The following is a 20409-nucleotide window of genomic DNA, read 5'->3' on the forward strand; positions in this document are numbered from 1 at the left end:
CCGGCAGGACAGAGGGGGGCGCCGTAGGGCGCTGACCCGGCAAGCCCACCCGCTGCCCACGAGCAACCCCCAATGAAAGCGCCCGACCACATCATTGTCGGCAGCGGCATCAACGCGCTGGTTTGCGCGGCGATGCTTGGCGGCAAGGGCGCCAAGGTGCTCGTGCTGGAGCGCAACGACCGCATTGGCGGCTGCATGCGCACCGAGGAGATCACCGCGCCTGGCTTCATCCATGATGTGATGGCAACGACCTTCGTGCTGTTCATCACCTCGCCGGCCTTCGCCGCACTTGGCGCCGACCTCGCCCGGCACGGGCTGGAATTCTGCCATACCGGCACGCCGACCGGCGTGCTTCGCCCGGACGGCAGCCATGCGGTGCTCAGCACCGACCGCGCCGCCAACATCGCCGCGCTCAACGCGATCGCGGCCGGCGACGGTGACCGCCACGCGGAAGATGTCGGCGGCATCGAAGGCAATGCCGGCCTGCTGTTCGGCCTGCTCGGCGGCAGCCTGTGGTCTTATCCGACCGCGAAGCTGCTGGCGGGCGACGCCTGGCGGCGGAGCCCGCGTGGTCTTGCCGCCTTCCTTGGCGATGCGCTGGTGCCGGCGCGCGGCTGGCTGGAAAGCGGCTACCAGTCCGAGACCGTCCGCGCGCTCTGGGCGCCGTGGGTGCTGCATGCCGGGCTTGGCCCGGAAGACGCCTTTTCCGGCCAGATCGCCAAGGTGATCGCCTTCGCGCTGGAGGCGGCCGGCGCGCCGATCGTCAAGGGCGGGGCGCAGAACCTGCTGTCTGCTTTCGAGGCGCTCATCAAGGAGCGCGGCGGCGTCATCTCCACCGAAGCGGACGTTGCCTCCATCCTCCTGGCCGGCGGCCGCGCCACCGGCGTGCGCCTGGCTTCGGGCGAGACCGTCCACGCGAAGAAGAGCGTTATCTGCTCGGTTACGCCGACACAGCTCTATGGCCGCCTGCTCGGCACGGATGCTCCCAAAGCCGATGCCGAGGCGACGAAGAAATACCGCTACGGCAAAGGCAATTTCCAGATCCACTACGCCCTCGACAAGCCGCCGTCCTGGCGCGGCGAAGGCCTGGACAAGGTGGCGCTGCTGCATCTGACGCCCGGACTGGATGGTGTCTCGAAAGCCTGCAACGAGGCGGCGCGCGGCATGCTCCCCGAGGTGCCGACCATCTGTGTCGGCCAGCCGCATGCGCTCGACCCGTCACGCTGCCCGGAAGGCAAGGCGATCCTGTGGCTGCAACTGCCCGAGGCGCCCCGCCACATCAAGGGCGATGCCGCCGGCAAGCTGCAGGCGCGCGCTGACGGGCAATGGACCGATGCCCTGCGCGAGGCCTATGCCGATCGCGCCGAAGCGGTCCTCGCCAGCCATATCGACGGCTTCAAGGACAGCGTGATCGCGCGCCGCGCCTATTCTCCGGCCGATCTCGAAGCGATAAACATCAACCTGGTCGGCGGCGACCCTTATGGCGGTTCCTCGACCATAGACCAAGCCTTCCTGTGGCGGCCGTTCAAGACCAGCCGCAACCACCAGACCGGCATCAAGGGCCTCTATCATATCGGCGCTTCGACCCATCCCGGTGCTGGCCTCGGCGGCGGCTCCGGTTTCCTGCTGGCGGGGAAGCTGTGATGGAACAGAAAGTCGCCGAAAAACGCCAGCGCATTTCGACCCTCGGCCAGATCGGCCTGCAGCAATTCGCGCCCTATCTGATGAACCGCATCATGGGCCGCTACAACGCCACCTTGCGTGACGATTTTCGCAAGCAGGGCCTGACCATTTCGCAGGTGCGCACGTTGGCCGTGCTGTCGGTCACCGACGGCGTCACTGTCAACGACCTCTCGGTCTATACGGTGATCGAGCAGTCGACCTTGAGCCGCACGTTGGACACGCTGGAGGGGCAAGGGTTCGTGCGGCGTGAGCAGGGCGTGAGCGACAGCCGGATCCGCCACGTGTTCCTGACCGACGAAGGTCGCGCCGAGTTCACCCGCGCCTGGCCCGCCATGCATGACGCGTTCGAGGCGATGTTCGACGATGTCGACGATGCCGAATATGCCGCCCTCATCGCGACGCTGCAGAAGATGCTGAAGAACATTCGCAAGCACGACATCTAGATGTACGCGCCGCCGATGCCGGCGGCAATGGAAGGAGGCCAAAAATGGCCGAACGGTCTTTTGCCAAGGAAGTCGAGAAGCTCAGGCTCGGCGCCGGCGAGGAATTCGCCGGAGAGGGCATCCTCGCCATCACTAAGGCGCTGCTGCAATGCGGGGTCGGTTATGTCGGCGGCTATCAAGGCGCTCCGATCAGCCACCTGATGGATGTGCTGGCCGACGCGCAGGACATTCTGGGCGAACTCGGCGTGCACTTCGAGGCCAGCGCCTCGGAAGCCACGGCCACAGCCATGCTCGCCGCTTCGGTCCATTATCCGATCCGCGGTGCCGCGACCTTCAAATCGACCGTCGGCACCAACGTGGCTTCCGATGCGTTGGCCAATCTCGCGTCCGGCGGCGTCACCGGCGGCGCGTTGATCATCGTCGGCGAGGATTATGGCGAGGGCTCCTCGATCATGCAGGAGCGCAGCCATGCCTTCGCCATGAAGAGCCAGGTCTGGCTGCTCGACCCGCGTCCGAACCTGCCGTCGATCGTCAAGGCGGTTGAGGATGGTTTCGAGCTGTCGGAAGTCTCCAACACGCCGGTCATGCTGCAGGTGCGCATCCGCTGCTGCCACGTGCATGGCCATTTCATCGCCAAGGACAACAAGCGCCCGCCGATGACTGTCGCCGATGCGCTCGAAGCGCCGCGCCGCGACACCGGCCGCATCGTGCTGCCGCCCGCCTCCTTCCTGCACGAGAAGGAGAAGGTGGCGAAGCGCTGGCCGGCGGCGGTCGATTTCATCGCCAAGAACAGGATCAACGAGTTCTTCGGTTCGGACCACGGCTCGGTCGGCATCGTCACGCAGGGCGGCATGTACAATTCGGTCATCCGTGCGCTGCAGCGGCTTGGCCTTGCCGACACCTATGGCGACACGGATGTCCCGCTCTACGTGCTCAACGCCGTCTATCCGCTGATCGACGACGAGTTCCTCGCCTTCTGCGAGGGCAAGCAGGCGGTGCTGGTGGTCGAGGAAGGCCAGCCCAACTATATCGAACAGGCCTTTGCCGCCATGCTGCACAAGGCCGGGCGCGGCACGCGCCTGGTCGGCAAGGAACATCTGCCGATGGCCGGCGAATATACCGGCCAGGTCATGCTCGATGGTATCGGCGCCTTCCTGCGCGCCGAGGCGCCGCATCTTTTGCCGGGCGAGGTGCGCGCGCCCAACAAGGTCGGCGACGGCGTCGACACGGCTGACCTGATCAACGTCGTGCCGGGCCGCCCGCCCGGCTTCTGCATCGGCTGCCCGGAACGGCCGATCTTTGCCGCGACCAAGCTGGTCGAACAGGAACTCGGCAAGCACCACATAGCCTCTGATATCGGCTGCCATCTGTTTTCGATCATGCCGCCTTTCGAACTCGGCGCCACCACGATGGGCTATGGGCTGGGGCCAGCCTCGGCCTCGGCGTTCAATTCGCCCGACGCCAAGCGCCGCTCGATCTCCTTCGTCGGCGACGGCGGCTTCTGGCACAACGGCCTGACCTCCTCGATCGGCAACGCGGTGTTCAACAAGAATGACGGCGTCATCGTCATTGTCGACAATTTCTATTCGGCCGCCACTGGCGGGCAGGACATCCTGTCGTCGCGCGCCGGCAACAAGACCAAGTCGACCAAGCATCCGATCACCGAGGCGGTGAAAGGCATGGGCGTGAAATGGCTGCGCCATGTCGACCGCACCTACGATGTCGGCAAGATGCAGGACTCGTTGCGTGAGGCGCTGACGACGGACGAGAAGGGCCCGAAAGTCATCGTCGCTTCGTCGGAGTGCATGCTCAATCGCCAGCGCCGCGAAAAGCCGCTGGTCGACAAGGCCATCAAGGGCGGCGAGCGTGTCGTCAAACCGAAGTTCGGCGTCGACGAGGACATCTGCACCGGGGACCATGCCTGCATGCGGCTTTCCGGCTGTCCGTCGCTGTCGGTGAAATCGCTTGACGACCCGCTGCGCGACGATCCGGTGGCGTCGATCGACCAGAACTGCGTCGGCTGCGGCAATTGCGGCGAGGTGGCGGACGCCGCCGTCCTCTGTCCGTCCTTCTACCGCGCCGATGTCGTGCACAATCCGAGCCGCTGGGACCGGTTACTGGAATCCGCTCGTCGCGCGACGATCGGCTTCCTGCAGAGGCGTCGCGAAAACCGGCGCCTGATATTCGCCGATGCTTGAGCCCGTCCCCTCCTTGCACCCCAGATCCGGTGCCGCCGATGAGCCGGTGATCAAGCTCGCCGTGCTGGCCGTCGGCGGCCAGGGCGGCGGCGTGCTGGCCGACTGGATCACCGATGTCGCCGAACGCAATGGTTACGTTGCACAGTCGACTTCGGTCGCCGGCGTCGCCCAGCGCACCGGCGCGACCATCTATTATATCGAGATGGCCCGCGACACCGGCCGCCTGCCGGTCTTCGCCCTGTCACCCTCGCAGGGCGATGTCGACATCCTGATCGCCGCCGAATTGATGGAGGCCGGCCGCGCCATCATCAGGGGCTTCGTCACCCCCAACCGCACGACGCTGATCGCCTCATCGCATCGCATCGCCGCCGTCTCGGAAAAGATCGAACCGGGCGACGGCCGCGCCTCGTCGTCCAAGGTCCACGCAACGGCTGAGGCCGCGTCGAAGCGCTTCATCGCTTTCGACATGGAAAAGATCGCCGCCGACAACGGCTCGATGATCTCGGCCAGCCTGCTTGGCGCGCTGGCCGGCTCCGACGCACTGCCGTTTACGCGCGAGAGCTACGAACAGGCGATTGGTGCCGGCGGGCGGGGCGTGAAGGCCAGCCTTGCCGCCTTCGGCGCAGCCTTCGATCGCGCACGCGGCACGGCGGCAGCACCTTCGTCAAAACCGGCGGAGCCAGCCATTGTCGAATCCGCTTTGGGTGCCGGGCGTGTGAGCGGTCCGCAAAATCTGCTGCGGGGATGGCATGCCCAGCGCGCCCGCATCGACCTGATGCCCGTAGCCGTGCGCGACATGGCGCTTCGCGGCCTGAGAAAGGTCGTCGACTATCAGGACATCGCCTATGGGCGCGACTATCTCGACCGGCTGGACAACGCCGTTGCGCTGGACAGCGCCGGCCACGCTTATGCGCTGTCCATCGCCGCCGCCAAGCATCTGGCCAATGCCATGTGCTACGACGACATGATCCGCGTCGCCGATCTGAAAACGCGCTCGACCCGCGACAGGCGGGTGCGCAAGGAGGTTGGCGTCAAGGACGGTTCGGTCCTGCAGGTGACCGAATATTTCCACCCGCGCATCGAGGAGTTCTGCGGCACGCTGCCGGCGGGGCTGGGCAGCTACATCGAAAGCCGGCCGAAACTGGCCGCCTTTCTCGATCGCCGCATCAACCATGGCCGCCGCATCCGCACCGACAGCTTCGCCGGTTTTGCAGCCCTCTGGTTCATCGGCGGCCTGCGCCGCTGGCGCCGCCGCCTGCTGCGCCACAAGGTCGAGACCACGCATCTCGACCGCTGGTACGCTCTGGCGCTTGGTTACGTGCCGGCAGACTACGCGCTTGCGGTCGAAATCCTCAACTGTCGCCGGCTGATCAAGGGCTACAGCGACACGCATGTGCGCGCCCAGTCGAAATTCGACCGCGTGCTGTCGGCGCTCGATCTGCTCAAGGGGAGGGACGACGCCGCCGACTGGATCCGCCGCCTGCGCGAGGCGGCGCTCAAGGACGAGAAGGGCGACATGCTGGACGGCGCGCTGAAGACCGTGGCGACACTGAACGAAGGCGCTCCTCGCTAGCCGGGAATCAAGCGCGTCGGTGCAGCTTGTAGATTCCCATTGGACAGGGGCTGGCCGCGAACGATAGCCAGGCCCTGGCGATTGACTCGTTAACCTCTCCTCACTTTTGTGAACATCGTTCATTTTTGCCCTTGAACATCGTTCAAGTTATGCTACATTGGCGCCATGAACATTGTTCATACGGAGGCGTAGATGTCGGAACCGCTTGACACGGGCGCGCACAGGCCAGCTTCACCAGCGCCGGAACGAACCAGCGACCACCGGCGATTTCCGACCCAGTAAAGAACCTTAACCAGCTCACGGCTATCACAACGATCGGAACAGCGCATGAACCCGCGGGGATCACCGGAGCATCGCCGCGTGGTTCCGCCAAATGGGACAACGCCATGAACACGCATCTCATGCTTTCGCGGCGCTTCGCGCCGCTCTTCTGGACGCAGTTCCTGTCCGCTTTCAACGACAATTTCCTCAAGAACACGCTGGTGTTCCTGATCCTCTTCACACTGGCTGCCGATCAGGCCGCCTCGCTGGTCACGCTGGCCGGCGCCGTGTTCATGGCGCCGTTCCTGTTCCTGTCGGCGCTGGGCGGCGAGATCGCCGACCGCTTCGACAAGGCGCTCATTGCCCGCCGGCTGAAATTCGCCGAGATCGGCGCCGCTGCCGTCGCGGTCGTCGGCATCGCGCTGTCCTCCATTCCTGTGCTGATGACCGCGCTGTTGATGTTCGGCGTCATCTCGGCACTGTTTGGGCCGATCAAATACGGCATCCTGCCCGATCATCTCGAGCGCAAGGAATTGCCCCGCGCCAACGCCTGGATCGAGTCGGCGACCTTCGCCGCCATCCTTGGCGGCACGATCGTGGGCGGTGTCGTCTCCGCTGACGGCATCGGTGTCGCCGTTTTCGGCCCGATGATGATGATCCTTGCGGTCGGCTGCTGGTTCGTCAGCCGCTCCATCCCCTCGACCGGCTCAGCCGCGCCGAACCTTGTCATCGACTGGAACATCTTCCGCTCGACATGGCGCCAGGTCAGCGAATTGCGCACCGACACGCGCATCTGGCGCGCCGGATTGATGACCTCGTGGTTCTGGCTGATCGGCGCCATCGTGCTTTCGATCCTGCCCACGCTGATCGAGGACCAGCTCGGCGGCAACGAGATCGCGGTCACCGCCTATCTCGCGGTGTTCGCCGTCTCCATTGCCATCGGCTCGGCGATCGCCGCCTGGATGTCGCAGGGCCGCATGGTGCTGCTTCCCGCGCCGGTCGGCACCGCGCTTCTGGCGCTGTTCGGCTTGCACCTTGCCTGGACGATCTGGAGCATGCAGCCTTCGCCCAAGGCTGAAACCCTTGGCCTCTTCTTCGCCGGGCCGAACACCATCCGCGTTGCCATCGACCTTGCCGGCATGGCCATTTCCAGTGCCTTCCTGGTCGTGCCGACCTTCGCTGCCGTGCAGGCCTGGTCGCCCGAGGCGCGCCGCGCCCGCGTCGTCGCCGCTGTCAGCATCGTCAACGCCGGCTTCATGACGCTGGGCGGCATCCTCGTCGCCGCCGTCCAGGCCGCTGGCGTCTCTATTGCCAGCGTGTTGTTCGGGCTTGCCGCCTTCAATGCGGTGGCCGCCTGGCTGATGCTGAAATATCTGCCGACCAACGCCTTCCGCGACTTCGTCTCCATCCTCTTTCGCGCCTTCCATCGGCTGGAAGTGGAGGGCCTGGAAAACCTCAAGGCCGCGGGTCCGGCGCCTATTCTGGCGCTCAACCATGTCAGCTTTCTCGACGGTCCGCTGGCGCTGACGCTGACCGATGAAGAGCCGGTCTTCGCCATCGACTACACCATCGCGCAGGCCTGGTGGATGAAGCCGTTCCTCAAACTGACCCGCGCCTTGCCGCTCAATCCGGCCAAGCCGATGTCGACGCGCACGCTGATCAAGATCGTGCAGAATGGCGATCCGCTGGTCATCTTTCCCGAGGGCCGCATCACCGTCACCGGCGGGCTGATGAAGGTCTATGACGGCGCCGCCATGGTGGCCGACAAGACCGGCTCGATGGTCGTGCCGATCCGTATCGAGGGGCTGGAGAAAAGCCCCTTCTCGCGGCTGACGGCGCAGCACGTGCGCCGTCGCCTGTTCCCGAAGGTCAAGGTGACCATACTGCCGCCGGTCAGGCTCAAGGTCGCCGACGAACTGAAGGGCCGCAAGCGCAGAGCCGCCGCCGGTGCCGCACTCTACCAGGTGATGTCCGACCTCGTCTTCCGCACCCAGCATATCGACAAGACCGTGCTCGAAAGGGTCATCGAAACGGCGACCGAGCGCGGCATGAAGCAACTCGCCGTGCAGGATCCGGTCGCCGGTTCGCTGGGCTATGGCAAGCTGCTCACGGGTGTCGCCGTGCTCGGCGAGAAGTTCGAAGCGCTCTATGCCGGACAGGACACGCTCGGCATCATGCTGCCCAATGCCAATGGCGCTTGTGCCGCGCTGCTTGGCGTCATGTCCGCCGGCAAGGTCCCGGCGATGATCAACTTCACCGCCGGTGCCGCCAACATCCTGTCCGCCTGCAAGGCGGCGCGGGTCACCACAATTTTGACCTCTCGGGCCTTTGTCGAGCAGGCCAAGCTCGGCGCGACGGTCGAGGAAGTCGGCCGGTCGGTGAACATCGTCTGGCTCGACGATCTGCGCGCAACCATCAGCCTCAAGGACAAGCTGCTTGGCATGCTGCGCAAGGCCACGCCACGGGTTGCCCGCAATGCCACCGATCCGGCCGTGATCCTGTTCACCTCTGGCTCCGAAGGCACGCCCAAGGGCGTGGTGCTTACCCATCGCAACATCCTGGCCAATGCCGCGCAGGCCGCCTCGCGCATCGATTTCCACTCGGGCGACAAGGTGTTCAACGTGCTGCCGATCTTCCATTCCTTCGGGTTGACGGCGGGCACGGTGCTGCCGCTGGTGTCGGGCGTTCCGGTCTATTTCTACCCTTCGCCGCTGCACTACCGCATCGTTCCCGAACTGGTCTATGCCTCGAACGCGACGATCATCTTCGGCACCGACACCTTCCTCAGCGGCTATGCGCGCACCGCACACCCCTATGATTTCCGCTCGGTGCGCTACTGCTTTTCCGGCGCCGAGCCGGTCAAGGCCTCGACCCGCGAAACCTATATGGAGAAGTTCGGCCTGCGCATTCTCGAAGGCTACGGCGTCACCGAGACGGCGCCGGTGATTTCCATCAACACGCCGATGTACAACAGATCGGGCACGGTGGGAAAAATCATGCCCGGCATGGAATACCGCCTGGATCCGGTGATCGGCGTCCAGGGCGGCGGGCGGCTGTTCGTGCGCGGCCCCAACGTCATGGCGGGCTATCTCAGGGCGGAAAAGCCTGGTGTGCTCGAACCGCTGCAGGACGGTTGGCATGACACCGGCGATATCGTCAGCATTGACGATGCCGGCTTCGTCAGCATTCGCGGCCGCGCCAAGCGCTTCGCCAAGATTGGCGGCGAGATGATTTCGCTGGCTGCCGTGGAAGCGTTGGCGGGCGAGCTGTGGAAAGGTTCGCTCTCGGCGGTCGCGACGGTGCCTGATCCGCGCAAGGGCGAAAAGCTGGTGCTCATCACCGAAGCCGAAAACGCGACGCGCGCCGAATTTCTGGCCTTCGCCAAGGCGAACGGCGCCATGGACCTGATGGTGCCGGCCGAAGTGCGCGTCGTGGCGCACGTGCCGGTGCTTGGCTCGGGCAAGATCGACTTCGTCGGCGTGACCAGGCTGGTGCGCGGCGAGGCCTCTGAGGCCGCCAAGGTCGAGGCCGCCTGATAGCTGCGTGGGTCGTTCGCCAGCCTGTCGCGGTCATCGGGCCGGGCCCCGAGCCCGAAGCGGTTGAAGGCGATCAGGGCGGGATTCGGCAGGGCGGGACCTGGCGCCATGGGCCTTTTGGTCGCGAGGGCCATGTCAGCGCTCCATGATTGGATCTCACGCGAGGCGCGCGACGCCCGATTGGGCTGTTCCCCGGCTCAAACCGGGGACAGGCGACCGGGCGGGCGGGTGCCGCCCGGCCCTCCCGCACGCTTACCAGCGATGCCAGCGGTGCCAGTGGCGGTTCGGATGCCAGCCGTAATAGGCCGGGCCGTGCCAATAGCGGTAGCGCGGATACACCACGACACGGTTGGGAACGCAGCGCCCCCAGGGATTGGGATGCCAGCCGGGTCCGCAACCCCAGGCCACATGCTCGATCAGCGCCGGCGCGGCCGGTTGCGCCACCATCGGCATGGCGGCGGAGGTCGCGACGGTTGCCGCGGTTCCGGTCAAGGCGAGGACGGCTGCTGCCGCATACTGTGTCAGACGGTTCATGACGTTACTCCGAATGTTGTCCGAGAATGAAAACCTGTTCGTACCGATGGGGCCGGCAGGTCTGCCCTTCTCCCGGTTAAACGGCCCTGCGGGCGCTTTCCGTCGGCCGTCACGGTGATTTTTTTGGCTCCGCCTTCGGCTGCGGCCCGGCGCGCCTGGCCAGCCCGTCCGCCAGCACGGCGCGCGCCTCGGCGGAGCCTGCAGCCGCGAACTCGGTGATGCGCTGCTCCAGCCGCGTGCGCAGGGTGATGTCGGCATTGCGGGCCCGTTCAAGGGCCGCCGACAGCGCCGCCGTGTCGAGGACGGGCTGCCGCAACAGATCCGCCGCCTCGCGCCTGGCCTGCTGGCCGTCGAGGATGATGTCGCGCGACTCGCGGCGAACCTCGCGCAATGCCTTGCGGAACAGCATGCGCTGCTGGTCGGGAAGACGGCCGCCGGCCGCCTCCAGCGAATAGCCCTGGCCCTGCTTGCCGCTTCTTACCCAGACGGCCCCGCCGGCAAGCGCCCCGGCCAGGAAGACATTCAGTGCCACCGACGCGATGATGAGCTTACGGCCCGTGCTCATAGGTCCTCCCCGACTGTTTCGCCGTCGGGCCCGGCATCGCCGAACGCCGTCGCATTGGCATCGAGCACATAATGGTCGGACGGAACCTCTGGAGTAACGATGGTCACCAGGGCCAACCCGGCCACCGCGCCCGCCAGGCCAATGCCGGCAAGGCCCAAACCCAGCCACCAGACCAGTTGGCGCCGGCGCTTGACAAGGTGCCGCTCGGCGGTGCGCAGGATGCTGCCGTGCAGCGCCGCGCCGGGCGCCTTGACGGCATAGCTGTCGAGCAAGGCGTCGAGTTTCCCGGCGTGGCCCAATATGACCGCGCCCATCTCGCTCGCGGCGAACATCGCTCCGGCCCTGCGATCGGCCTGCGGCCACCGCCGCAGATCGCCGCCATAGGCCGCCGCCAGAGCCGCAAAGCGCTCGGCATCCATTGCGGGTTCGTTCCTCGACCCATCAGACATCAGTCTATCCTTTGCCGATTGGCGCCGCGTGTCCGGGCGGTTGGATTCCCGGGACCTGACCACCGGACGCTCGCGAGGTACGGTGAATGCTTCGCATCATGATCGCGCCTTTCTCACTCATGGGCACCATCCCTGGCCAGGATCGTATGCAGCGCCCGCCGGCCGCGCGACAGCAGACTCTCCAAGGCATCGACACTGATCTCCAGGGTCGCGGCCGCCTCTATGTTGGACATCTCCTGGTAGTAGACCAGGATGATCGCCTCGCGCTGGCGTGGTGCGATTGCCTCCAAGGCCTGCTCGACCCGATGCGGCTCTTCGCGGGCATCGGGAAGCGGGGCGGGATCGACAATGTCCGGCACCGCGTCGGTCACCCATTCGCGGCGCCGGCGCAGCCGGTCGTAGCAGAGGTTGAGCGTGACGCGGTGGATCCAGCTGTCGAAGCGTGCATTGCCGCGCCGCCAGCCCGATGCATGACGCCAGATGCGCATGAAGGTTTCCTGCGCGACATCCTCGGCCTCCGCCGCGTCGCCCAGCATGCGCACGGCCAGCGAAAGGATGCGCGGCAGCTTGCGCGCGACCAGCAACCGCACCGCCTCCGGCTCGCCGGCACCGACGCGGCGAACCAACTCCTCGTCCGGGTCGGCGCTCATCGGCTGGCGCACTCCCGATGTCCATCACGCGTCATAGCCTCTTGGTCATTGCTCCGGCTTGGGAGCGGATTTGTGGCCCGGCCTCTCGTCGGCCGTTAGAATGCCGTCGCCATTCTTGTCCAGCCTGGCGAAGCGCTTGGCGAACAACGCATCGAGCTCGGCCCGGTCGATGAAGCCGTCATGATTGGAATCGATGCGCGCGAAGGATTTGGTGGGATCGCCCTTGACGTTGCGTTTGGCCCGGAAGGCCTCCCACTCCAAGAGGCTGATCTTGCCGTCGCCGTCCGTGTCGGCGGCCATGATCGCCTTCTCCCGCCGCTTCTGGAACTTGGCCAGCGTGATGTCGGACTTGGCGGTGCGGGATGGGGCAGTAGGGGATGTGGCCGCGGGGGATGTGGCCGCGGGTGGCGTGGCGGCCGGTGGTTCTGTCGCTGTCTGGGCCAGAGCCGCGGTGGTCAGCAGGCTCAAGGCAGCGGCAAGGATCGAACGGCGTATCATGCTTCACGTCTCCGGTTGGCGCATGCCATGGCCCAATGCCAGGGTCACGCTTCAACCGTTAAACGCAGCGATCGGAGAAATCCGTCGGTCGCCGATGCCGATCACGCGCTTGCCGCAATGCCGGGCTTTGGCGGCGGCAGGAGAAGTGGCAAAGCACTTCGTCCGGCGCGTCTGGATTACGCCGAGTGATCGTCGGCTACCAGCTGATCCGATTTGAAGCCGGCATGCTGAGGGGTCCACACATCGCCCTCTTTATTGAACCAGTGGCACAGATACATGCCGGAAGCGGCGCCATCGCTGACCGTCATCTTCGGGCCTCCCGACTTCAGCTTGACGACGTCTCCGGTCTTGAAAGTGTTGGGCATTTGGACCTCCCATGCTGACACCTGACATTTCATACCAAAACCGGTGTCCCGACAATGGCATACGGGTCTTTTGGGCCACTGTCTCATGCGGCAACGCGGGGGGCATCGCGGACGGCGCCCTCGGGGCGAAGCGGGAGGCCTCCGCGGATCAGTCCGCCTCGATCACACGCCGGGCCGGCTTCCTGACCGGCTCCCGTTGGCGCGCAGGCGGAGGCTTGTCCGCCAAGGCCTCCTGCTGCAGTCTCTGCTCCCTCAGGCGGGCTGTCTTGGCATCCCTGGCGTGGCGCTCGGCATCCAGCACCAGCCTCGCCTCGCGGTCCGCTCTTGCCAGCTTTTCCTTGTCGACACGCCTTGGCAATTTAAAACCTCCTGTCCGTGGAACCATCGGCAGGAAATGTGCGACCCAAGCGTCTGTTCCAAAAAACAGGCGCCTGTTTCAAAAAAATAGAAATGCGATATCCATCATTTGTTGTTGAGATTTGAAGATGCCGGACCGCTCGCTTGTCAGCGCGTTTCTGTTCCAGGCCCGGAAGGACCTCGCGACTGATCGGCAGGATGAAGACTGATCGGCAGGATGAAGACAGCGTCCCCATCGCCTTCCTAAACGCAAAAACCCGTCGGCCGAGGTCGACGGGCGATTATACGACCATTTGTGATGGCGATCAGGCACGGGCGCCGGGAAGACGCCCCGTCCTCGTCACCCGGCTACCGGGCCGGATATTGGGGCGATTTGCGCAGCTACGCTGGCCAGACGATCGCGCTTCTTCAATTCAGGCTTCTCGTAGGTCTTCTTCATGGATATTCCCCCGTTGATCCCTCAAGACCGCAAATTGCCTGCGGCCGGCGGTTGTTGTCAAGCGAGCGCAAAAAGCCCGCCAGAGACTGGCGGGCAAGTCAGGAAGTCGCTGGGGATCCACCCAGCGTTGAACCAACGAATGGTGGTGGGCTTGGTTGCGGGCGGGTATCCGCAAGTCGCACGACTACCCGGCCTGGCAAAAGGCAAACGGCCGGAATTCGGGCCATCTTTCGCGCACCCAAGCCGCTTCGACCATCGGTTTGAAAAAACTGGTGCCGCTTAGGTGACTCGAACACCTGACCCCATCATTACGAATGATGTGCTCTACCAACTGAGCTAAAGCGGCCCGGGAGGCCAAGGCCTCCAAGATGGGCAGGGTGATAGACTCAACCGGCCGCGAATTCAAGATGCGACTTGGCAAATCATGCAAGCGTCCCGCCGCGATCGAAACCGGGGCTCCAGCGTCCTTGCATGCCGGAATCGCCGACAGTTTCCGATTTTGTTTGCCGGAACATGGCGAAGATGGACTTTGGACGGCCCGTCAAGGCAGAATGCGGCTGCCCGCCCGTTGATTGATTGGTCGCCTGCCGCTAACCATCATGAAAGCTTGTGGCAATTAGCAGAGGGATCTCGCTTGGACGCGATCGAAAAAGCGATCCGGAACGCCTTGGAAAAGGGCAATGCCGAGGACCGCGCGTTCCGCGAGAGGGTCTATCGTTCGGCCTTCGCCGCGCTCGACCGTGCGCTCCAGGCAAATCCCGGCGTGACCGTGGAAGTCGCCATCAAGCGCCGCAAGGCTATCCAGGCGAAAATCACCGAAATCGAATCCGAGTACCTGCCGGCGGTGCCTGGCGTTGCCCCGCGGATCGACGCGATCGACGCGCCGGCGGGCGAGGCCGAGGTTGGTGCGGCGCCTGCGGTCGAGGCCGGCCCGAGGGTGCCGTCGCCCGCAGTCTCCGTCGACGCCCCCGTGCAGCCCGCTTCCGATGCACCGCGCTCGCGCGTGCTGCCGGTCGTTCCCGACATCATGCCGGATGCGACCCTGCCCGGTGCGCCGACCATCGACATGTCGGCTCCCGCCGCGCCGGGAGCCCCGACGGAAGTGGCGCCAGACCGCGATGAGCGGCGCATTCGCGGACGTCGCCTGCCGCTGACCGCCATTTTCTTCACCGTGACGCTGCTCGCGGCGGTTGGCATCGGCCTGTTTTTCGCCATGCAGACCGGTGTGTTCAAGTCGGCGGCCGAGCTCAATACCGCGCCGCCGGAAGCACCGCCGACCGTCGAGGACGACGATTTCACCCCGGCCGACGGCACCAACGCCCCGGCAAAGCCCGGTGCCGCGGATCAGTCACACGACTGGATCAATGTGTTTTCGCCGACCGACCCGAGCCATGTCGCCGCGCCGTCGGACGCCAAGGCCGAGGTGATGAAGGACGACAGCGGGCCGTTCCTGCGCATCCAGTCCGGCGCCTCCGGCTCGGCGATCGCCTTCGACGTCGGGCAGGGCGTGCTGGAAAAACTCGCTGGCAAGCACGCCGTGTTCGACATCATCGCCCGTGCCGAGGACGGCAAGGACACGCAGATCTCCGTCGACTGCAATTTCGGCGAACTCGGCGACTGCGGCCGCAAGCGTTACGCGGTCGGCCAGCAGAAAAACGAATATCTGTTCGACGTGAAGTTTCCCGACAAGCATCCGGGTTCGGCCGGAACCATCGCCGTCAATTCCGATTTCGACAAGCAGGGCAAGGCGGTCAACGTTTACGAGATTCGCGTCTCGATCGAGCCTTGAACTGAATCGTTGCGACCGACATATCGGCGGTGCCAAGTAATTCCAGGAAAAGTGCGTAGCGGTTTTCCCGGGAGAAGCGCGTAGCGCTTCCCCTTGGAAATTGCGTAAAAACAAAGCGTTAGCGGTCGAGCAGCGCCTGCAGGGTTTCTATGCGGTCGGCCTCGTTGGCCGGCTTGTCCCAGCGCAACCGTGAAATCCTGGGGAAACGCATGGCCACACCCGATTTGTGCCGGGTCGAGCGGTTGAGCCCCTCGAAGGCGACTTCCAGCACCAGGCCATTGTCACGGTTGGCGCGCACCGAGCGCACCGGCCCGAAGCGCTCGACCGTGTTGTCGCGGACATATTTGTCGATCTGCTTCAGCTCTTCGTCCGTGAAGCCGAAATAGGCCTTGCCGACCGGCACCAGCTCCTCCTCGCCCGCGGTCCCGGACCAGACGCCGAACGTGTAGTCCGAGTAGAAGCTCGAACGCTTGCCGTGGCCGCGCTGGGCATACATCAGCACGGCGTCCACCGTGTGCGGATCGCGCTTCCATTTGAACCACGGACCCTTCGGCCGGCCGGCGACATAGGGCGAATCCCAGCGCTTCAGCATCACCCCTTCGATGATCGGATGCGGCGGCGCGCGGCGCAGGTCCTCGAGCGCCTGCCAGTCCGCGAAGTCGACGAAGGGGGAGAGATCGAATCGGCTGGGGTCGAGCGTCCCGATGAAGGCTTCGAGGCGGCCGCGCCGCTCGCGGAAGGACAGTGGGCGCAGATCCTCTTCACCGATCTGCAGCAGGTCGTAGCAGCGCATGAAGGCCGGGTATTGCTGCTGCATCTTCGGCGCCACCGTCTTGCGGTTCAGCCGCTGCTGCAAGTCCGAGAAGGTCCCCGTCGCCTTGCGTGGATCGCCGACAAGCAATTCGCCGTCGAGTGCGGCGGAAAAGTGCATGGCGTCGGCGAGGTCTGGAAAGGCGCCCGAGACATCGTCGCCGGTGCGCGAATAGAGCCGGCGGATGCCGCCTTCGGCCACCGCCTGGACACGGATCCCGTCCCATTTCCATTCCGCCGCATAGTCGGCGGGATCGAGCTTTTCGAGATCGCCGTCGCCGACCGGGTTCGACAGCATGACCGGGCGAAACAGCGCCAGCGCCGTGTTGCGTGGTTTTTCGGCCTTGCCTTCCAGCCAGGCGAACAGTGCCGTGTAGGGCTGCGACAGCCCATGCCAGAGCTCCTCGATCTCGGCGACGTCGACCTTGCCGAAATCGGCCAGCGCCTGTTTGGCCAACCGCGCCGAGACGCCGATGCGCAGGCCGCCGGTGACCAGCTTGATGATGGCGAAGCGCGCCGAGATGCCGGCGCTGTCGAGCAGCCCCGTCAGCACCTTCGGCCCGTCGGAGCGGCTTGCCGCCTGCAGCTTCGCCACCACCTCGCCAAGCGTCGGCTCGCGGTTGGCGATCCTGCCAGGCGGTTGCGGCCAGACCAGCGACACCGTCTCGGCGAGGTCGCCGACATAGTCGTAGGAATAGCCGAACAACACCGGGTCCATGCGTTCGGTGACCAGCGTGCGCAGCATGGCCGGCTTGACGGCGGCAATTTTGAGATCGCCGGTGATCGCGGCCAGCGCCAGACCACGGTCGGGATCCTCGACGCTGCGGAAATAGTCGGTCAAAAGCGTCAGCTTGCCGTTGCGCGACGGCGTCAGCACCAGGCGGTCGAGAAGTTCGGCAAAGCGGTTCATGGGGAGGGAAACCTCGCCAATCGGCAGTCGTCGCGTCCCGTCGCGCTCCCCTCTGTCCTGCCGGACATCTCCCCCACGAGGGGGGAGATTGGCAGCTGCGATGCCGGCTCATCTCCCCCAACATCAGCGATTGGCGAAAGCCGGCGTAACATCTGATCTCCCCACAAGTGGGGGAAATGGCCGGCAGGCCAGAGGGGGGCGCCGTAGGGCTCGTCAGGGACAATTGGCGAACTGTATTGCATTAATCGCCCTCGTCCTCATAGCCCACCAGATGCAGTGGCCTGGCCGCTATCCCTTCCAATTCGCACCAGCGCACCAGAGCTTCCTCGCGGCCGTGCGTGACCCAGATTTCCTCGGCGCCGGTCTCCTTGATGGTGGCGGTGAGTTCGTCCCAGTCGGCATGGTCCGAGATGATCAGCGGCAGCTCGACGCCGCCTTGCTTGGCGCGCTGGCGGATGCGCATCCAGCCCGACGCGAAGCATGAGATCGGGTCGGGAAAGCGCCGCGCCCAGCGGTCGGCGAAGGCCGATGGCGGGCCGACCACGATGGCGCCGGCGAAATCCTGCTTGCCGCCGCTCTCCACCGTCGCCGGCTCGAGTTCGCCGAGGTCGATGCCCTGGCTCTGGTAATATTCGCTGAGCCTGGCCAGCGCGCCATGGATGTAGAGCGGTTTGTCGTAACCGGCGTCGCGCAACAGCCGCATCACCCGTTGTGCCTTGCCGAGCGCGTAGGCTCCGACCAGATGCGAGCGTTCGGGAAACTGCGCGGCCGATTTCAGCAGCCGGGCGACCTCTTCCGTATCGGGCGGATGGCGAAACACCGGCAGACCGAAGGTCGCCTCGGTGATGAAGACGTCGCAGCGAATCGGCTCGAACGGTGCGCAGGTCGCATCCTTCTGCCGCTTGTAGTCGCCGGAGGCGACGATGCGCCTGCCCTGGTGCTCGACCGCTATCTGCGCCGACCCCAGCACATGGCCGGCCGGATGGAAGCTGACGCTGACGCCGTCGAGGGCAATCGTTTCGCCGAGCATGGCTGCCTGCGTCGTCCCGGCAAAATCCTCGCCGTAGCGCAGTGCCATGATGTCGAGCGTCTGCTGTGTCGCGAGCACCGAGCCGTGGCCGGAACGCGCATGGTCGGAATGGCCGTGCGTGATCAGCGCCCGGTTCACCGGCCGTATCGGGTCGATGAAGAAATCGCCCGGCGGGCAGTAGAGGCCCTCGGGCCGGGGATGAAGCAGGTCGCTGGCGCGCATGACCCTCAAGATAGGATATAATTCCGCCGCGGGAAGCCGGTTGCCCGAGACTGCTGACTCGCCGGGCAAAGCCTGCTCAATTCGGTTCAGCTTCGGCGTGCTTTGCTCTACACAGATGGGCGGCCGGCTACCCTGCCGGTGGAACCATCATCATGAAACCGCTTCAGACCTCGTCGGGCGACCCGAACGCCGATCGCCGTGCAGACTATGCCGAAATGCTCTTTGTCTCCGGCGATCACACTGCGGCGGCCGAGTTGCTGCTCGGCGCGCTGGAACTGGCGCCGCAATGGGCAATGGGCTGGTTTCGCCTCGGCGAGATGCAGGAGGCATCAGGCAGGCTCGACCTTGCGGCGCAGGCCTGGACGACGTCGCTGAAACTCGATCCGGCCGATCGCCAGGGCGCGGTGCTCAAACTGCAGCTGATCGGCAAAGGTCCGGCCTCCACCGCGCCGCCCAGCGCCTTTGTCGAGACGTTGTTCGACCACTATGCCGAGACATTCGAGGAGACGCTGGTCGGCAAGCTCGACTACCGGCTGCCCGAGGTGCTCGACGCTGCCATCCGCAAGGCAAGGCCGGGCCGCTTCCGCCTGGCGCTCGACCTGGGTTGCGGCACCGGACTGATGGGCGAGAGGCTGAGGCCGATCGTCGACCGGCTGGAGGGGGTCGATATCTCGGCAAGGATGCTGAGGAAGGCGCGGGCAAAAAATATCTATGACGCGCTGACAAAAGCGGATTTGCAGGATTTTTCCTATTCGGGCGGCAAGGCCGATCTGGTGACGTCAGCCGACGTGCTGATTTACATCGGTGGGCTCGAAGGTTTGGTGGCAGCGGTCGCCGGCCTGCTCGCCGAGGGCGGCCTGTTTGCCTTTTCCGTCGAGAGCCTCGTGGATGGCGGCGACTTCGCGCTGCAGCCGTCGCGGCGCTACGCCCATTCGGATGGCTATGTCGGACGGACCCTCGAGGCCAACGGTCTCTCGATCGTCGCGCTGGAACCGACAACCATCCGCTGGGATCGCCGAGAGCCTGTCAAAGGCCTGGCCGTCGTGGCACGGAAAGCTCAGGCCGTGTGAGGCCAGCTCTTTGCACTGCTGCGAAAAAGTCCGATTTGCGTGCGCGACTGATATTTGCGATCTGGTCGCATCAGGGCGGGATACCAGGAGGAGCAGTTCGATGCGCTGGAACATGATGATCTTGGCGTCTTGCCTGGCAACCACCGGCTGCGTTGGCAATTCAGCGTCCGAGCGGCAGGATGCCAACATCGAATCCTCGCTGCAATATGACAGCGTGCCATGCGATCAGTTGCTGGCGCAGCGCAACGGATTGGCGCAGCAATACAATCTCCCGACGACCGCCAAGCCGACCTTCTCCAATCCCGCCATGGGCTTCGGTCCGTTCACGCCCGACATGCGCTCCAAGGCCCAGCGCGACAGCGACAAGGCGTCAGGCGAGATCGATGCCATGAACCGGTCCATCGACCGCCGCGACTGCGGCAAGCCGGACAAGCAGAAGAAGTTCGCTCTGCCTGGCTGATGATCCAACCGTCCATTAGCAAGGCTCCGTCCGGTGAACCTCTCGGACCTCGGCGATCGCATCTGTATCCTTGGGCCGTCCAACAGCGGCAAGTCGACTCTCGCCGACGCGATCTCGCGCAAGCGTGGCCTGACACCCATTCATCTCGATCTGCTCTTTCACCTGCCCCACACGGATTGGGTGCAGCGTCCGAGGGACGAGTTCATTGCCTTGCATGAGGCCGCGATCGCCGGCGAGCGGTGGGTGATGGACGGAAACTACTCGGTTTGCATGCCGCAACGCTTCCGGCGCGCGACGGGATTGATCCTGCTGGACATCTCCACCTCCGCAAGTCTGCTGCGCTATTTCAGGCGAACCCTGTTCGAGAGGGACAGGCGCGGTGGCTTGGCAGGCGGGCGCGACAGCATCAAATGGGACATGATCCACCACATCGCCGTGACCACGCCGAAAAATCGCCGGAGATACCGGACAATGTTCGAGCAGATCGATCTGCCGAAGCTGCAACTGTCGTCGGTCCGGGCAATCAAGGAATGCTTCCGGGAGTGGGACTTGCCCAGATGAGGGTAA

At 65.0% G+C, this 20409-nt stretch carries 18 protein-coding genes and 1 tRNA gene; 9 read left to right on the forward strand and 10 right to left on the reverse strand.

Translation table 11 applies throughout. The features are described 5' to 3' along the window. The first annotated feature begins 72 nt into the window (after window positions 1-72). The 5 genes from EN851_RS26080 to EN851_RS26100 all read left to right on the forward strand — a co-directional run bounded on the left by EN851_RS26080 (window position 73) and on the right by EN851_RS26100 (window position 9694). On the forward strand, window positions 73-1644 hold the full coding sequence (locus tag EN851_RS26080; protein WP_135930291.1) for an NAD(P)/FAD-dependent oxidoreductase: 1572 nt from the start codon (window positions 73-75) through the stop codon (window positions 1642-1644). Further along, a complete protein-coding gene (locus EN851_RS26085; protein ID WP_127275953.1) occupies window positions 1644-2126 on the forward strand; it encodes a MarR family transcriptional regulator in 483 nt (160 codons plus the stop codon). Before EN851_RS26080 ends, EN851_RS26085 begins: the two co-directional genes overlap by 1 nt. Window positions 2127-2170: 44 nt before the next feature. After that, complete coding sequence (locus tag EN851_RS26090) at window positions 2171-4324, forward strand: indolepyruvate ferredoxin oxidoreductase subunit alpha (protein WP_135930292.1); 2154 nt, start codon at window positions 2171-2173, stop codon at window positions 4322-4324. After that, on the forward strand, window positions 4317-5897 hold the full coding sequence (locus EN851_RS26095) for an indolepyruvate oxidoreductase subunit beta family protein (RefSeq protein ID WP_135930293.1): 1581 nt from the start codon (window positions 4317-4319) through the stop codon (window positions 5895-5897). Before EN851_RS26090 ends, EN851_RS26095 begins: the two co-directional genes overlap by 8 nt. 386 nt (window positions 5898-6283) lie before the next feature. Further along, window positions 6284-9694: an acyl-[ACP]--phospholipid O-acyltransferase gene (locus EN851_RS26100; RefSeq protein ID WP_135930294.1), complete on the forward strand. Its 3411-nt coding sequence runs from the start codon at window positions 6284-6286 to the stop codon at window positions 9692-9694. A gap of 252 nt (window positions 9695-9946) precedes the next feature. Here the strand turns inward: EN851_RS26100 and EN851_RS26105 are convergent, their stop codons facing one another. The 8 genes from EN851_RS26105 to EN851_RS26140 form a co-directional block, all read right to left on the reverse strand. Then, the gene (locus EN851_RS26105; RefSeq protein WP_135930295.1) at window positions 9947-10228 is read right to left on the reverse strand and encodes a hypothetical protein; all 282 of its coding nucleotides are present in this window, start codon (window positions 10226-10228) and stop codon (window positions 9947-9949) included. Between the two features lie 109 nt (window positions 10229-10337). Continuing rightward, window positions 10338-10793 (reverse strand): periplasmic heavy metal sensor, encoded by a 456-nt coding sequence (locus EN851_RS26110; RefSeq protein ID WP_127275153.1) that lies wholly within the window; start codon window positions 10791-10793, stop codon window positions 10338-10340. After that, window positions 10790-11242 carry a hypothetical protein gene (locus EN851_RS26115; RefSeq protein WP_127275154.1) on the reverse strand — a complete coding sequence of 151 codons (453 nt, stop codon included), beginning with the start codon at window positions 11240-11242 and terminating at the stop codon, window positions 10790-10792. Before EN851_RS26115 ends, EN851_RS26110 begins: the two co-directional genes overlap by 4 nt. A 113-nt stretch (window positions 11243-11355) precedes the next feature. Further along, entirely contained in the window at window positions 11356-11892 is a 537-nt protein-coding gene (locus EN851_RS26120; protein ID WP_135930296.1) for an RNA polymerase sigma factor, read from the reverse strand. 45 nt (window positions 11893-11937) lie between these two features. Beyond that, window positions 11938-12390 carry an acid-shock protein gene (locus EN851_RS26125; RefSeq protein ID WP_135930297.1) on the reverse strand — a complete coding sequence of 151 codons (453 nt, stop codon included), beginning with the start codon at window positions 12388-12390 and terminating at the stop codon, window positions 11938-11940. 176 nt (window positions 12391-12566) lie between these two features. Further along, window positions 12567-12755 (reverse strand): DUF2158 domain-containing protein, encoded by a 189-nt coding sequence (locus EN851_RS26130; RefSeq protein WP_127275157.1) that lies wholly within the window; start codon window positions 12753-12755, stop codon window positions 12567-12569. Between the two features lie 148 nt (window positions 12756-12903). Next, window positions 12904-13113, reverse strand: coding sequence for a hypothetical protein (locus tag EN851_RS26135; RefSeq protein ID WP_127275158.1), 210 nt, complete (start codon window positions 13111-13113; stop codon window positions 12904-12906). Window positions 13114-13821: 708 nt separating this feature from the next. Continuing rightward, a tRNA-Thr gene (locus EN851_RS26140) sits at window positions 13822-13897 on the reverse strand. 288 nt (window positions 13898-14185) lie between these two features. On the opposite strand from EN851_RS26140, the gene EN851_RS26145 reads away from it, so the two are divergent. Then, the gene (locus tag EN851_RS26145; protein ID WP_135930298.1) at window positions 14186-15340 is read left to right on the forward strand and encodes a hypothetical protein; all 1155 of its coding nucleotides are present in this window, start codon (window positions 14186-14188) and stop codon (window positions 15338-15340) included. Window positions 15341-15458: 118 nt separating this feature from the next. On the opposite strand, the gene EN851_RS26150 is transcribed toward EN851_RS26145, so the two are convergent. After that, a complete protein-coding gene (locus tag EN851_RS26150) occupies window positions 15459-17060 on the reverse strand; it encodes a cisplatin damage response ATP-dependent DNA ligase (RefSeq protein WP_135930299.1) in 1602 nt (533 codons plus the stop codon). 241 nt (window positions 17061-17301) lie between these two features. Then, window positions 17302-18312: a ligase-associated DNA damage response exonuclease gene (locus EN851_RS26160; protein WP_135930355.1), complete on the reverse strand. Its 1011-nt coding sequence runs from the start codon at window positions 18310-18312 to the stop codon at window positions 17302-17304. Between the two features lie 152 nt (window positions 18313-18464). Between EN851_RS26160 and EN851_RS26165 the strand changes: the two genes are divergently transcribed. From EN851_RS26165 to EN851_RS26175, 3 genes are all read left to right on the forward strand, one after another. Next, window positions 18465-19382, forward strand: coding sequence for a methyltransferase domain-containing protein (locus tag EN851_RS26165; RefSeq protein WP_127870711.1), 918 nt, complete (start codon window positions 18465-18467; stop codon window positions 19380-19382). A gap of 100 nt (window positions 19383-19482) precedes the next feature. Next, window positions 19483-19842 carry a hypothetical protein gene (locus tag EN851_RS26170; RefSeq protein WP_127278432.1) on the forward strand — a complete coding sequence of 120 codons (360 nt, stop codon included), beginning with the start codon at window positions 19483-19485 and terminating at the stop codon, window positions 19840-19842. Window positions 19843-19875: 33 nt separating this feature from the next. Then, window positions 19876-20403: an AAA family ATPase gene (locus EN851_RS26175; protein ID WP_135916841.1), complete on the forward strand. Its 528-nt coding sequence runs from the start codon at window positions 19876-19878 to the stop codon at window positions 20401-20403. Window positions 20404-20409: the final 6 nt, after the last annotated feature.

The organism is Mesorhizobium sp. M8A.F.Ca.ET.208.01.1.1 (assembly GCF_004791315.1).
Classification (GTDB): Bacteria; Pseudomonadota; Alphaproteobacteria; order Rhizobiales; family Rhizobiaceae; genus Mesorhizobium.